The sequence below is a fragment of the Enemella evansiae genome (assembly GCF_004362375.1).
GTDB classification, from domain to species: Bacteria; Actinomycetota; Actinomycetes; order Propionibacteriales; family Propionibacteriaceae; genus Enemella; species Enemella evansiae.
In genome coordinates, this window is record NZ_SNXA01000009.1 from 312,591 (window position 1) to 327,057 (window position 14,467).

Below are 14,467 nucleotides of genomic sequence, written 5' to 3' on the forward strand. Positions count from 1 at the left end.
CTCGAGGATGCACAGTAGCGAAGCGATTCTGAGCGTCACCGATCTGGTGAAGACCTTCACCCTGCACGCCGTCGGTGGTCGGCAGGTGACCAGCCTGGCCGGGGTGTCGTTGACCGTCGGCACCGGGGAGCATGTCGCGGTGGCCGGTGCCTCCGGGGCCGGCAAGTCCAGCCTGCTGCGCTGCCTCTATCGCAGCTATCTGCCCGATTCCGGCACCGTGGTGCTGCACACCCCGAGCGGTGCCGTCGAGCTGACCGCACTGCCGGACCGTCAGCTGGCCCGGATCCGCGGCCGCGAACTGGGTTATGTGTCGCAGTTCCTGCAGGCCCCGCCGCGGGTCGGTCCACTGGAACTGGTGATCCGCGCCGCCCGTCGCCGCGGCCTGCCGCAGGCCGAGGCGTACCAGACCGCCGGTGAGGCACTGAACCGGCTCGGCATCGACAAACCCTTGTGGGACGTGGATTGCAGCGTCCTGTCCGGTGGCGAGCGGCAGCGGGTCAACCTGGCCGCCGGCACCGTCAGCCCGCCGCGGTTGCTGCTGCTCGACGAGCCGGTGTCGGCCCTCGACCCGCACAACCGGGAGAAGGCGCTGCTGCTGATCGAGGACCTGCGCGCCCAGGACGTGTCGGTGCTCGCGGTCTATCACGACATGAAGATCATCCGCCGGCTGGCGAGCCGGTTGCTGGTGGTGGAGAACGGCCGGATCGTCGCCGACGGAACCCCGGAATCGGTGCTGGCACAGCAACACAGCGCGCTCGCCGATCACCTCACCGATCCGCTGGAACACGAGTTGGAGGCCGCCCGATGAGTCAGCTGACCGATACCGCGACCCGCACCGACGGCTGGCCGATCGGCAGCGCGCCGACCGACTATGTGCTGTCCGGGGTGCGGGCGGTGCTGCCCGACCGGGTGCTGCCGAGTGCGTCGGTGGTGGTGCGCGAGGGCCGGATCGCCGAGATCACCGACCGGATGCTGCCGGGCGACCTGGACGGCCGGGGCCGGTTGCTGCTGCCCGGGTTGATCGATGTGCACTCCGATGCGCTGGAGAAGGAGCGGGCACCGCGGCCCTCGGCGGTGCTGCCCTGGGACTTCGTGCTCGGCAGCTTCGAGGACAGGCTGGCCGCCGCCGGGGTGCTGACGATGTTCCACGGCGCCGGTTTCCAGCACAAGCAGGCCCGCGGCGTGATCCGGGAACCGGAGGCGGCGCTGGCGTTGTGCCGTTCGGTGAGCGGGCACCCCGGCCACGGAGTCCGGCACCGGATCCTGCACCGGTTGGACGTGCTCAGCGAACCGGGCGCGGCCACCCTGCGGACCTGGCTGGCCGAGCGTACCGACGACGGGGTGCCGCCGCTGGTCTCCCACGAGGACCACACGCCCGGTCAGGGCCAATACGTGGACCCCGAGCACCTCGTCACCTACATCGTCGGCGCCGACGGCAAGACCCCCGAGGAGGCCCGCGCCCAGGTGGAGTCGCTGCGGCTGGAGGCGGCCGAGAAGGAACCGGTACGCCGGGCGAACCTCGCCTGGCTGGGCGAACTGGCCCGCAGCGGTGCGATCCGGCTGATGGGTCATGATCCGGACTCGCCGGAGGCGGTCGCCGAGCTCGTCGAGCTCGGTGCCGCGGTGGCCGAGTTCCCGACCACCCGGGCCGCCGCCGAGGCCGCCCGGGCGGCCGGGTTGCTGATCGTCGCGGGCGCGCCGAACGTGCTGCGCGGCGGGTCCCACAACGGCAACGTCTCCGCCGGTGAGCTGGCGCGGGCCGGGCTGCTGGATGCGCTGGCCTCGGACTATCTGCCGACCGCGCTGCTCGGCTCGGTGTCGGTGCTCGCCCCCGAGCTGGGGCTGCCCGCCGCCGTCGGGTTCGTGACCTCGGGTCCGGCCCGGGTCGCCGGGCTGCCGGACACCGGCACCCTGACCGTCGGCGAGCGCGCCGATCTGCTGCTGGTCAGCGACGATCGGGATCCGTGGCTGCGGGTGGCGGCGGCGCTGCCCGCTCCCCCGCGCGCACCGGAACGGTGATCGTGTTGCCCTCGCTGGGGCGGGGGCAGGTGGCGTGGTCGGTGAAGGCGAACCACATGTTGATGGTGCGGTTGAAGTCCAGCACGACGTGGCCGTCGGCGTCCGGTTCGGCGAACTTGAGCTGCCGCCAGGCCGGGGTCTCGGCATCGTTGGTCGGGTCGTGGAACTCGATGCTCGGCCCGGCCTTGATGGTGGTCACCACCAGTCGCTGCGGCGCACCTCCGGCGGTGAACTCGAGCTCGCCGAGGGCCGGCAGCTGCTGGCGCAGGTCGGGGCGGTGGGTGCCGACATCGGCGATCCGGCCGGGCGGATATGCGGTGAACCGGGCCGGGATCACCCACACCGGGTCGTAGTCGTAGACCGGGATGCCGCGGAAGGACTCCCGCTCCGGTGAGCTCTGGGCGCGTACCCGGATCGCCAGCCGACCGCCGCGACGCAACAGCTCGATCTCCCGGTCGCCGTGCCGCAGCCAGGGGATCCGGCCGGTCTCGGCGACCGTGACGGCGCTGCGCCCGGCCAGCGGTTCACCGTCGGCGACCAGCTGATCGCCGGGATCGGCGTCGCAGAACGCCTGCTCACCGTCGGTGGACCAGCGCCCGGGCAGCCCGGGCAGTTCGGTGGGGGTCTCCGGCAACCAGTGGAAGCTCTGCAGGGTCAACCAGCCATAGGGCCGGCGCAGTTCGTCCTCGCGGGCGCGGCGGAAGTCGAGCCAATCCTGTTTCGCCTGCTGGTTCTGCGCGGCATCCATGCCCCACAGGCTAACGCCGGTATCGGGGCCGGTTCAGCAGATCTCGGGGATGATCCAGTCCCGGACCAGGTCGGCCAGCCGCTGCTGGTTCTCCGGCCGGGTGAACTCGTGCCCCTCCCCGGGGAAGACCACCGATTCGGTACGCCGGCCGAGGGCGGCCAGCGCGGCGACGACCTGCCGCGATTCGTTGACCGGCACATTGGTGTCGGCCGAACCGTGCAGGGTGAGCAGCGGCACCTCGATCGCCGCCACCCGGTGCAGCGGCGACAGCTCGGCGAGCAGCTCGGCATCGTGGACCGGGTGACCATATTTGGAGTACGCCGCCAGCCCGATCCAGGGCTCGGTGTCGCGATAGAAGGTCTGCAGATCGCTCATCCCGCAGATCGCCACCCCGGCGCGGAACAGCCCCGGGTGGAAGGCCAGCGCCGCATTGGTCAGATAGCCGCCGTAGGAGCGGCCGGTGATCGCGATCCGCTCCGGGTCGGCGAGACCGGCGCCGACCAGGTGGCCGACCACGTCGACCACGTCGGCGATCGCCCGGTGCCGCAGCGGCCCCTCGTCGGCGTGCACGAAGGCGCGGCCGAAGCCGCCGCTGCCGCGGACGTTCGGCGCGAAGACCGCGATCCCGGCGGCGAGCAGGGTCGGGAAGACATAGCTGTACTCGGGCCGTGACTGCCCCTCCGGTCCGCCGTGGAACCAGAGCGCGACCGGTCCGGGGGCGGACCAGCCCTCGGGCGGGGCGTACCACCAGCCGTTCAGCTCCAGCCCGTCGCTGGCCGGGAACCGCCGCCACTGCGGCAGCACCGGGTCGCCGCGCGGCTCGGGCGGTTCCTCGACCGGGATCCAGGGCCCGGGATCGCGCGGGTCGATCAGGCTGACCGTACGCCGCTGCTCCGGTCCCTGCGCGGTCACCGCCAGCAATGATCCCTCGGCGGAGAGGCTGGCCTCGGAGGCGACCTCGGCGGGCAGCGTGAGCGGCGGCAGCAGCCTGTCGGTGCGCAGGTCGAACAGTTGCAGCACCGAATGACCGCCGTCGACGTTCCAGAGCAGGGTGGCGAACCGGCCGTCGGCGCTCACCGCGAACTCGTCCAGGTCGCAGCCGGCGCGTTCGGCGAGCACCTCGACGGCGAGGTCGTCGGTGCTCGGCGCGGTCGGGATGGTCAGCCGCAGCAGCCGGGAGCGGTCGGCGCCGTGGTCGCTGCGGACCAGCAACCGCAGCGGTTCCCCGGCCTCCGCGGGCAGCGCGCTGGGCCGACGATCGGTGAGCACCTGGGCCTGTTCGGTGCTCGAACCCGGGTCGCCGCCGAGCAGTTCACGTTCCCGGCCCTCGTGCAGCAGGATCAGCCCGCGATGGCTGCGCGGCCCGGTGCGGATCAGGTGGGCGCCACCCCAGGAGTCGAACAGCCGGCCCTCGCGGCGGCGGTCGACGATCTCCACCTCGCGGGTCACCGGGTCGACCAGCCGCGCCTCACCGAGATCGTCGGCACCCTCCACGGCGAGCGCGATCCGCTGGCCGTCCCAGCCGATCAGCAACGCGTTGGCGCGGGGGTCGGTGAGCCCGTCGTCGATCCGCCAGGACTGCGGATCCTCGGGGTCGGTGGTGACCACCCAGACCTGGTGCCGGTTGCTGCCGTGCGGCTCGATCTCCAGGGCCAGCCACTTGCCGTCCGGGGAGTGCCGCAGCGCGGAGACGGGGCCCTCGACCGGCAGCCGGACGAACCGGGAACCGGAGAACCGCAGCCCGCCGCGCAGCCAGCGCTGCACCGCACGCGGGTAGCCGTCGACCTCGACCAGGTGCGCGAAGGCACTGCCGTCCGGGGCGACCGAGGCGGCGAAGGTGGGCCGGCCGGTCGCGTTCGAAGTCGATTCCGTCACGTACCCGCACGATACCCACGCCGCCGAAGTCAGCCGGCCGCCCGGCGGGCCAGGTCGGCCAGCTCGGCCGAGGCGGGATCGCCGATCCGGGCGGCGACGGCCGCGCAGTCGGTGGCGACCGCTGCCGGCGTACGCCGCGACGCCCAGCCGGTGCCGCGCAGCGATTCGGCCAGTTCGGCGACCGCGATGCTCTGCTGCAACCCGGGGGACGCCTGCGCGGGGCTCTGGGCGAGCTGGAGCGCGTTGAGCTCGGCGCTGCGTTCGATCGGTGCGCGGGTGTCGGGGTGCTGATAACGGATGGTGGCGGTGGCGAGCGGGCGGACCGGTACGCCACCGGGCCGCAGCGTCACCTCATAGAGCGCGGTCACGCTGTGGCCGGCGCCGACCTCACCGCCGTCGACGCTGTCGTCGCGGAAGTCCTCGTCGGCGACGTCGCGGTTCTCATAGCCCAGCAGCCGATAGGACTCGACCTGGTCGGGATCGAAGCTGACCTGCGCCTTGGCATCGCGGGCGGTGACCACCAGGGTGCTGGCGAGCCGCTGCACGAAGATCCGCCGGGCCTCGATCTCGTCGTCGACATAGGCGTGGAAGCCGTTGCCGCGGTCGGCGAGCTGTTCCATCAGCGTGTCGTTGTAGGAGTCCAGGCCGAAGCCGACGGTGACCAGGTCGATGCGTTGCTGGGCGGCCTTCCCGATGGTCTGCAGGATCGCTTCCGGGCCGGTGTTGCCGACATTGGCGACGCCGTCGCTGAGCAGCACGACGCGATTCAGCGCCCCCTCGCGGCGCTGCGCGAGCGCCTGCTCATAACCCAGGGCGAGGCCGGCCTCGACATTGGTGGAACCCTCGGTGCGCAGGTCGTCGATGACGCCGCGGATGCGATCGGCCCGGGCGGCGCGGGTCGGGCCCAGCACGACGCGGGTGTTGTCGGAGTAGACGACGATGCCGACCGTGTCGTCGGGGCGCAGCGCGCCGACGAGCTGGTTCAGCGAAGACTTGACCAGGCCCAGCCGTTCGGGTGCCGCCATCGAACCGGAGACGTCGATGACGAAGGTCAGGTTGGCCGGTGGCCGGGTCCGCGGGTCCTGTTCGGCGGCCTGTACGCCGACCCGCAGCACCCGGGTGCGGGGGGACTCGAACGCGGGCACCCCGGTGCCGTCGATCTGCACCGCGAGCCCGTCGGCGGGGCGGCGATAACCCTGCTCGAAGGAGTTCACGAACTCCTCGGTGCGCACCTGGGACCGGTCCGGGCGGCGGTCGTTGCTCAGCTGGGCGCGGGCCCGGGTCCAGGAGCCGGTGTCCACGTCCAGGGCGAAGGTGGATCGGTTGTCGCTGCGGGGATCGACGCTGGGGTTGGAGCTTGGCGGGCCGGTCGGTGGCGCCGTCGGAGGGGGCCGGTCACCGCGATCCGGCGGCTCAACCTGTTGGGTGCGCGGCGCCCGCGCCGGCGCATCGGCCGGCCTCGCGTTCGGCGGCGCGGCCACCCCGATGCTGGGACTGGCGGTCTGTCCGCTGCAGCCGGCGAGCAGGGTGAGGGACAGTGCAGCGATGGGGGCGAGCGCGAAGCGGGCGAGCGGTGGTACGGGCATGGGATCCTCCTCGGTTCCCTGCCCAGCACGGGTTCGGGGTACGGATCAGTTCCGGTGGGATCGTCACGGTTGGATCACGAGTTCATCTCGACACGGTCGCTGCGCGACCTACTCGATGAACGTCGACAGGAAATGCCGTTGCCACGGGGTTTCGACGGCCCGGGGATGGTAGTGGGCCCGCACATGCGCGACGGCCTGGTCGCGGGTGAACCCGTCCAGCATGGCGAGCGCGGCCAGCACGGTGCCGGTGCGGCCGACCCCGCCGCCGCAACAGATCTCGACCCGCTCGCGCGCGCTGCGGGCGTACATCATGGCGATCAGCACGTGCGCGTTCCGCGGCCGCAACGGCAGACCGAAGTCGGGCCACCGGAGCCACTCGTATCGGCCGCTGAGGCGGCGTGGCCGGAATGTCAACAGGTACAGGGAGAAGTCGGCCGGCTCGGCGGGCCGGTTGCGCAGCGAACGACCGCGTACCCGGCGCCCCGAGGGAAGCTCGAGCACACCCGGCCCCAGCTCCCAGACGCTCACCCGGTCAGGCTACCCGCGCCCCCTGCACCCGGTTCGCGCGGCGACGACGCCACTCGCGGACGGCGATCAGGATGGCCACCAGCAGGCCGACGCTCGCACCGAGGATCAGCCACCACATCCACGGTTCCAGGGTGAAACCGGGAGCGGCCTGGGCGGCCCGGTCGGCGGCGGTCGGGGTGTCGGGCACCCGCTCGGCGCGGACCAGCAACCGGTGGGTGTTGATGGCATAGGGCGTGCAGGTGAACAGCGTCACGTAATCCTTGCCAGGAACGGCTTTCAGGTCTCCGATCTCGGTGGGCAGCACCACCTTGATCTGATCCACCCTGTAGGCGAGCGTCTCACCCATCACGTCGATGTAGATGAGGTCGCCCTGCTTCACCGAGGTCAGGTGGTCGAACAGGGTCGCGTTCGACATCCCGGTGTGGCTGGTCAGCACCGAGTGGGTGCCCGCGCCGCCGACCGGCAGCGAGGTGCCGTAGAGATGCCCCGCACCCTTGGCGATCACCTCATCGCTGGTGCCGTGGTAGATCGGCAGGTCGATCCCGGCCGAGGGCACCCGCACCCGGGCCATCATCTCGAATCGGGCGAGCTGGCTCTGGTAGTCGCGGTAGGCACCGGATTCCGGATTGGATGCCCGCTCCAGATAGGGATCCAGGATGGGTACGCCGGCCAGGGTCGAGTTGTAGGCCCGGGCCCGTTCCAGTTCGGCGATCCGGTCGGCATCGGAGAGTTTGTCGACCTGCTGGTTGTACTGCTGGGCGAACTGGCGCTGCTTGATGTTGTTGAACTGGGTGGCGGCCACCGGATAGAGCAGCACCATCACCCCGGCGATGACCAGTAGGATCGGGATCAGCCGATGCAACTTCCGGCGGGATTCGACGGCCCGCCGGGGACCCGAGGAGGTGCGGACCTGGGTGTCGCTCATCGGGAATTCTCCTTGTTCCGCAGGCGATGGGCCCGCCGGATGTCGGTGATCAGCCAGCCGAACAGCATCAGCGCGGCGACGGTGAGTGCGCCGCCGGAGATCCAGAGCCGGGGCCGCATCCAGTCCTGGACCGGCGGCAGGCCGAGCATCGACGCGGCGGTCCGGGTGGTGGCGGTGGCCTGCACGGTCTCGGTGTCGACCGGTGCGGGATCGGTGACCCGGACTGCGCGGACCAGCATCCGTTCCCGGTGCCCGCCCGGCGGGGTGTAACAGGTGACCAGGGTGACCAGGTCCTGACCCGGTACCCGGCCGACGGCCTCCAGCTCGGTCGGCTCGACGACCCGGATCTGGTCGACCTGATAGGTGAGGGTGGTGCCGGCGACCTCGATGGTGAACCGCTCCCCCGGTTGCAGTTCCGGCAACCGGTCGAAGAAGGTCTGGCTGCGCATGCCGCTGTGCGCGGCGAGCACCGCATGGGTGTCGGGGCCGCCGACCGGCAGCGAGGAGCCATACATGTGGCCCACCCCGGCGGCCAGCGACACCTCGTCGGCATCGTGCCGGATCGGCATGTCCACAGCGATCGCGGGGATCCGCAACCGGCCCATGGCCGGGCCGGGCAGGGTGTCGAGGTAGGTGCGGTGCGCGGTGTCCGCACCGACCGTGGCGCCCCAGGGATCGGTCAGGGCGCGGGGTGAGAGGGCGGCGTTGTACGCCCGGGCGGCGGTCAGGTCGGCGGAGAGCTGCTCGGCCGGCAGTGACCGCACCGATTCGGCGTAGGTTGTGGCGGCCTGCTGGGTGGCGCGGTCATTGGCGACCGCCTCGGCGACCGGTTGGCCGACGCTGAACGCGCCGGCCAGCAGCAGTCCGAGGACGACACAGCGGCGCAGCAGTTCCGCCAGCCGGCTGAATGCTTTCTGCATCGTTTCCTCGGATCGCTGTGTCAGTGGGGATTGTGGAGGGTGGACGGGCGGGGGCCTCGGGGCTGCCCCGCCCGCCCACGTCTGGGTCAGGCCTGCTGACGACGCTTGCGCGAGGTCATGGCGTAGTAGGCCAGGCCACCACCGATCAGCAGCAGTCCGCCGACGCTCAGCGCCGCGATGCCGTTGCCACCGGTGAGCGGCAGCTGGTTGCCCAGGTTGGCCTTCTGGTTGGCGACCCGCTGGATCGCCACGGCCGGGGTGGTGTCGGTGGCGGTGTTCGACATGATGGTCACGTAGACCGCCTCGGAGGACAGGTTGTAGCCGGCCGGGGCCTTGGTCTCGACCAGGCAGTAGCTCTGGTACTTGGTCGGGTCGGTGACCGCGGTGTTGTTGTAGAAGTCCGAGGTCTGCAGGCCGGTGAAGGTGGCCTTGCCGTCGCTGCCGACGGTGGCGGTGTTGATCGGGGTGCCGGACACATCGCCGGCGGTGCAGACGCCGTCACCGGGGGTCGGGTCGGCGAAGACCTGGAAGACCGCGCCGGCCATGGCGGCGGTGGCGTTGCTGTCGGCCGGGTCGTACTTGTTCACCTCGATGTTGCCGTACTTCGACTCCACCGGGTTGGTCGGGATGCCGGGGTTTCCGGGGTTCGCGTCGACCCACGGCTTGTTCGGGATCACGGTGGCGACGTTGGTGATCTCACCGCTGCCACCCTGCTCGTTGACGGTGCCGTCGATGGTGGTGACGACGGTCGCGGCCGGGTTGGCCGAGTTCGCGGCGGCCAGCTTGTTCAGACCGGTCGAGGTGAAGGTCACCTTGACCAGGGTGGTGCCGGAGGTGGCGACGGTGTAGTCGGTGCCCTCGGTCAGGGTGACCAGGGCCGCGGTACCGGTGTCACCGTCGGGATCGATGGCGACGGTGGTGCCGACGTAGCCGATCCGCGGATCGAGCTGGTCGTTGATCACGTAGGTGCCCATCTGCGCGCCGGACATGCCGTCGGTGATGGTCGAGGTGATCGTGTACTTGACGCCATGGTTGCCGGCGTTGTTGCCCTCGGCGGTGGTGGTGCCCTGGTCGGTCACCTCCTTGCGGGAGCTGTCGCTCTGGTTCTTCGGGTAGACGTTGACGTCGTACATCCAGCGGCTGGTGTCGTCCGGGTTGGTCATCGGCAGGGTGACGAAGAACGCCGCGGCCGGGGAGATGGTGCCCTTGTCGATGGTGCTGCCGTTGCTGGTCACGGTGCCCGAGGTGCTCAGGTTCTCGTTGACCAGGTAGAGGCCGACACCGTCGGGCTTGGTGAAGGTCGCGGTGCCGGTGGCGTCGGTGGTCACCGTCGCGGACTTCGCGATGTAGTAGGTGGTGCCGTTGACGGTGAAGGAGCCGACGGCGATCTCGGCCGGGGTCGGCACGTGGCCGTTGATGGCCGCGGCGGCGGTCCAGCCGGTGTTGGTGGTCAGGTCGATCGGCTGGGTGTGGGCGGCGTCGGTGAAGACCTGGTAGACGTCGAAGTTGACCCCGGCCAGCGGCGGCAGGGTGACGTTCTGCTGGGTGCCGTTGCTCGCGGCACCGGTGGCGGCACCGAGGTACTTGTGGATCGACAGCTGCACGGTCGCGTCCGGGTTGATCAGCGCCTTGTTGGCGGTGTTCTCCTGGCTCACGCCGCCGACGGCGTACGGGTTACCGGGATCGGCCAGGGCCATGGGGGCCGACAGGCCGAAGGTGGTCACCGCGACAGCGGAGAGGACGGCCGCTGCCAAGCGAGTCTGGTGGTTCATTGTTTTCCTTCTTGTGATGGTTAGGAGGACTTGCGGTGACCCGAAAGCCTGAGGTGGCCCAGGGGCCGGAAGTAATACGCCAGGGCAAGGCCGAGCAGGGCCATGCCGGTCAACAGGTACGGCCAGCTGCCGTTGCCGCCCGCCTTGGGCAGCGGGGCGGGTGTGACGTCGTTGACCACCACGGTCAGCGGGTCGCCCGTCTTGAGCGTGACCGTGCTGCTGGTGGGAGCCAGCAGGGTCACGCCGTTCGCGGTGAGCCGGAAGTGGATCGGCTGCGCGAGCAGCGAGAATCCGTCCGGTGCCCTGGTTTCGACGAGCCAGTACTCGCCGAGGATCAAGGAGGATGAGTCGAACAGCGCCCCATTGGCGGTGTTCGGGGTGATGCCGTTCTGGACCGCGGTGGCCCCGGGGGCGCTCGGATCGCTGGTGTACAACGAGAACTGGGCGCCGGTCAGCGGGCAGGTGGGCTGGTCGGTGTCGCAGTTCAGGCCCTGCTTGACCACACGCATCACCTGGGTGGGTGGCACGATCGGTGCGCAGGCGTCGTTGTTGTCGGCGCCATCGGAATCGGCGGCCATCGTGACCCGGTTGAAGATGCCGCCACCGGGCGTACCGGGCCCCGCGGTGTTGCAGGCCTTCGCCTGCTCCCACTGGGTCGCGGTCGGCTTGCCACTGGCGGTCACCACGACCGTGTAGACCGTCGTGGCACCGGGTGCCAGCGTGCTGGTCGCGGCCGGGATGGTGAAGCTGCCATCGGCGGCCGGGGTCACCGCGGTGCCGTTCAGGGTGATGCCGGTGCGGGTGAAGCCGGTGAAGACGGTGGCGGTATCGGTGATGGCCGGGTGGGCGTACACGACGGTGCCGGTGTTGGTGACGGTGACCCTGTAGGTGACCGTGGTCGAGAAGGTGCCGGTCGCGGCATCGTGGGCCGCGGTCTGCGTCGGGCCGGTGGTGCCGGGAGCCGAACCGTCGACGGCCTTCTGGACCGCGAACCGCGGGGGTGCGACACAGGCGGAATTGTTGCTGGTATCGGTTTCCTGGCCACTGGGCAGCGCGACCGAGTTGTACAGCCCGGTGTTCGGGGCGGTGCAGATCGCGGCCGCCGGCGCCCCCTTGGGCAGGTAGCGGACGGTCACGGTGTAGGTGTCGGTGGCACCGGCGGCCAGCGGCGTGCTGGTGATCGCACCGACGGTGAAGGTGTGGGGCGCGGCGGTGAAGGTGGTCGTCGGCCCGGTGGTGGTGCCCTTCGACCAGGTGGCCGTCTGCGGGACCAGGTTCGGGTCGAACTGCAGGGTGTCGGTGATCGGGCCGTAGCTGCCCGAGCCCTGGCCGGTGTTCTTCACCGTCACGGTGTAGGTGACGGTGTAGCCGCCGTCGGCGGCCGGACCGGTCAGCGTGCCCGGCGCCTTGGCCAGGTCGATGCTGGGCTGCAGCGCGGTGACGTGGGCGGTGTCGGTGCCGGTGACCTTGCTCGCGGTCACGTTGCCGATGCCGGTCGCGGTGCCGACATTGTCAACGCTGGCGGAGATCGCGGTCGGTGCCGACCAGTAGATCCAGGTCTCACCCGGATCCAGCAGGCCGTTGCTGTTGCTGTCACCGGACTTGTATCCACCGGGCGCGGCGATCCCGGAGATCGCACCGAGCTTGTCGTCGGTGAGCCCGATGGTCTTCAGCGGTTCGGTGTAACCGGTCGGCAGCGAGACGGCGTACACGTAGACGACCTGGTCACCCCGGTTCACCGAGAGGCTGTCGACGCCGTTGCCGGTGTCGGTGGCGCGCCGGACGGTCTTCGCGACCTGGATCGCCGGGACCGGGTTGGCGCAGGCGTTGTTGCCGTTGTCGACCTTGGTGGGGTCCTCCTCGGGCAGGCCGACCTGGTTGAACAGGCCGGTGCCGGGGGTGTTCGGGGTGCAGAGGACGAGCCTGTCGGTGCTCGTCGGATTCTGCTTGTAGACAACGGTGACCGTGTAGGTGTGGGTGGCGCCGGCGGCGATCGGCTTGCCGGCAGCGGTACCGATCGGATAGCTGCCGTCGGCGTCGGCGGACACCGTGGTCGGTGCGGTGTTGGCCGGGCCGCCGGACCAGGTCACCGTCTGGATGCTGGTGCCGGGGCTGAACTGCGGCGCATCGACCAGTTGGGTGTAGCTGCCGGCGGTGGTGCCGGAGTTGGTGACCTTGATGGAGTACGCGATGGTGTGGTTGCCGGCCGCGTCCGGTCCGGTGGCGACCGGGGTGTTCGCGGTCTTGGTGACGTCGATGATCGCATTGCTCGGGCAGGTCTCGACCGAACCGGTGTTGTTGCCGGCGACCGGATCGAGCTCGTTGCCGGTGATGGTGGCGGTGTTCGTCACGCAGGTGGTGTTGTTCGGCACCGTGGCGGTGATCGGGATGACGTAGGAGGCACCCTTGGCCAGCACCCCGGTCAGGCAGGTCACCGTCTGGCCGCTGATCGTGCAGGCGCCGGTGTAGTCCGAGCCGACCTTGAGGTTGGTGTAACCGGCCGGCACGGTGTCCTTGACCACGCCGCCGGAGCTGGTGCCCGGGCCGAGGTTGGTGATCGTCAGATTCCAGGTGATGGTGCCGCCGGGCTTCGGGCTGCTCGGGGTGGCGGTCTTGGTGACCTTGAGGTCGGCCTGCACGTCGGTGCCACAGCTCGCACCGTCATTGTTGTAGGAGCCCGGGCCGGAGATCTTGTAGACCAGCGAGAAGGTCGGGCTGCTCGAGGCAGGGTTGGTCACCTGGATCTGGTAGACCCCGGAGCCGCTGTTGTCGGAGAAGCCGAGGTTGCCGTTGCCGTAGGTCCAGGCCGCACCGTAGATGCGACCGCCGGGGATCTGACCATTCAGCGTCGACATGCTGAACCTGGTCACTGTGCCGGTGGCGAGGTCGTAACGCAGCATCGTCGGTGCCGTGGTGGCGGTCCCCGAGTTGGCCTCAAGGCCCCAGAGGTAGCCACCCATGACGGTGTAGTCGTTCACCCGGAAATCGGGGTTGCTGGTGACCACGGTGGCGGTGGGGGCACCGGTCAGGTTGATCCGGTAGATGGTGGCGGTGCCACCCGCTGCGTTGGAGACGTAGTAGACGCCATTGGCGATCACACCCGAGGTCACCCCGCCGCCGCCGAAGTCCTGGTTGAAGGTGGAGGCGGTGCTGGTGATCGGACCGAGGTCCTCGACCTGGCCGTTGGCGTCGACCCGGATCAGCCGCGCGCCGCCCAGCCAGGTGCTGTCACCGCCCTTGGCGGGCACCCCGGTCACGGCGTACAGGTAGCCGTCGGCCGGGTTGTAGGCGAGCGCGTTGTACTGCGCCTTCGGCGTGGTTGCGGTGCCGACGGTGATGAACTGCGCCCCGGTCGGATCCTGGTACTGGTTGTACAGGGTCGTCGGCTGCCCCTCGACATTGGAGGAGTTGAACGCGGTCGGGGTGGTGCAGTCGAACCGGGGGTGGTAGCTGGAGTTGTTCACCCGGACCGTCTCGGTCAGCGACGCCTGGGTGTAGGTGCGCCCGAAGAACAGCGTCAAGTAGTAGAAGCTGAAGTTCACCGTCGAGGTGGTGGTCACCGACACCGTGGTGGTGCAGGTGAAGGTCGCGGTGCCGCCGGCGCGGATGGTGGCCGAGGTCGGGCTGATCGCCGAGCAGCGGTCATCACGGATCGAGTCGTAGTAGTAGGTCCGCGAACCGCTGTTGTTCTGGACCGTATAGGTGTAGGTCACCGACCCGGGTCCGGACAGCGTGGTCGGGCTCGGGGTGTAGGTGAAGGTCAGATCGCCCTTGGTGATCTGCGATGCCTGCGCGGTGCCCACCGGGCCGGGCCCGATCCCCAGACCGACCAGGGCCAGCGCCAGCACCACGGCAGCAACGATGGCGCGCGACCAGCGGCCGGCGCCGCCAGTGCGCACTCGACGTGCACGACCGATTTCTGACACAGCTCCCCGATTCCCCGTAGATCCCCGATGTCCCCGAATGGTGCGATCCCCCGTGGATCGCGGGCATCGGGGTGTTTCACCGGCCGATGCCTGTTCGATGGTGCGGGTGATGAAACCGATCGGTCAAAAGGTTGTCGGGCCGGGTTGGCGGCACCGGATTCCACCCAT

Annotated in this window: 10 protein-coding genes; 2 read left to right on the forward strand and 8 right to left on the reverse strand. The window is 70.2% G+C overall.

From position 1 onward, the window contains the following. Positions 1–7: 7 nt before the first annotated feature. Positions 8–808, forward strand: a complete 801-nt coding sequence (locus C8D81_RS09600) for an ATP-binding cassette domain-containing protein (protein ID WP_094355186.1) — start codon at positions 8–10, stop codon at positions 806–808. Then, positions 805–2,019: an alpha-D-ribose 1-methylphosphonate 5-triphosphate diphosphatase gene (locus C8D81_RS09605; RefSeq protein WP_094355187.1), complete on the forward strand. Its 1,215-nt coding sequence runs from the start codon at positions 805–807 to the stop codon at positions 2,017–2,019. Before C8D81_RS09600 ends, C8D81_RS09605 begins: the two co-directional genes overlap by 4 nt. Here C8D81_RS09605 and C8D81_RS09610 read toward each other — a convergent pair. From C8D81_RS09610 to C8D81_RS09645, 8 genes are all read right to left on the reverse strand, one after another. Then, positions 1,946–2,767 (reverse strand): DUF1684 domain-containing protein, encoded by an 822-nt coding sequence (locus C8D81_RS09610; RefSeq protein WP_094355188.1) that lies wholly within the window; start codon positions 2,765–2,767, stop codon positions 1,946–1,948. The genes C8D81_RS09605 and C8D81_RS09610 overlap by 74 nt on opposite strands. Positions 2,768–2,800: 33 nt before the next feature. Beyond that, on the reverse strand, positions 2,801–4,642 hold the full coding sequence (locus C8D81_RS09615) for an alpha/beta hydrolase family protein (RefSeq protein WP_094405922.1): 1,842 nt from the start codon (positions 4,640–4,642) through the stop codon (positions 2,801–2,803). A 29-nt stretch (positions 4,643–4,671) separates the two neighbouring features. After that, positions 4,672–6,228 carry a vWA domain-containing protein gene (locus C8D81_RS09620; RefSeq protein ID WP_133625990.1) on the reverse strand — a complete coding sequence of 519 codons (1,557 nt, stop codon included), beginning with the start codon at positions 6,226–6,228 and terminating at the stop codon, positions 4,672–4,674. Positions 6,229–6,336: 108 nt separating this feature from the next. After that, positions 6,337–6,756, reverse strand: coding sequence for a protein-tyrosine phosphatase family protein (locus tag C8D81_RS09625; RefSeq protein WP_094355191.1), 420 nt, complete (start codon positions 6,754–6,756; stop codon positions 6,337–6,339). A gap of 4 nt (positions 6,757–6,760) precedes the next feature. Next, positions 6,761–7,681: a class C sortase gene (locus C8D81_RS09630; protein ID WP_094355192.1), complete on the reverse strand. Its 921-nt coding sequence runs from the start codon at positions 7,679–7,681 to the stop codon at positions 6,761–6,763. Further along, a complete protein-coding gene (locus tag C8D81_RS09635; protein ID WP_094355193.1) occupies positions 7,678–8,601 on the reverse strand; it encodes a class C sortase in 924 nt (307 codons plus the stop codon). Before C8D81_RS09635 ends, C8D81_RS09630 begins: the two co-directional genes overlap by 4 nt. An 86-nt stretch (positions 8,602–8,687) precedes the next feature. Then, positions 8,688–10,373, reverse strand: a complete 1,686-nt coding sequence (locus C8D81_RS09640; protein WP_094355194.1) for a SpaH/EbpB family LPXTG-anchored major pilin — start codon at positions 10,371–10,373, stop codon at positions 8,688–8,690. 20 nt (positions 10,374–10,393) lie between these two features. After that, positions 10,394–14,224 carry a DUF6923 family protein gene (locus C8D81_RS09645; protein ID WP_094355195.1) on the reverse strand — a complete coding sequence of 1,277 codons (3,831 nt, stop codon included), beginning with the start codon at positions 14,222–14,224 and terminating at the stop codon, positions 10,394–10,396. Positions 14,225–14,467 lie beyond the last annotated feature (243 nt).

Bases quoted from the DNA above. Each gene is read 5' to 3' on its own strand.
- C8D81_RS09600 (WP_094355186.1), top strand. From the start codon at position 8: ATGCACAGTAGCGAAGCGATTCTGAGCGTCACCGATCTGGTGAAGACC.
- C8D81_RS09605 (WP_094355187.1), top strand. From the start codon at position 805: ATGAGTCAGCTGACCGATACCGCGACCCGCACCGACGGCTGGCCGATC.
- C8D81_RS09610 (WP_094355188.1), bottom strand. From the start codon at position 2,767: ATGGATGCCGCGCAGAACCAGCAGGCGAAACAGGATTGGCTCGACTTC.
- C8D81_RS09620 (WP_133625990.1), bottom strand. From the start codon at position 6,228: ATGCCCGTACCACCGCTCGCCCGCTTCGCGCTCGCCCCCATCGCTGCA.
- C8D81_RS09630 (WP_094355192.1), bottom strand. From the start codon at position 7,681: ATGAGCGACACCCAGGTCCGCACCTCCTCGGGTCCCCGGCGGGCCGTC.
- C8D81_RS09635 (WP_094355193.1), bottom strand. From the start codon at position 8,601: ATGCAGAAAGCATTCAGCCGGCTGGCGGAACTGCTGCGCCGCTGTGTC.
- C8D81_RS09640 (WP_094355194.1), bottom strand. From the start codon at position 10,373: ATGAACCACCAGACTCGCTTGGCAGCGGCCGTCCTCTCCGCTGTCGCG.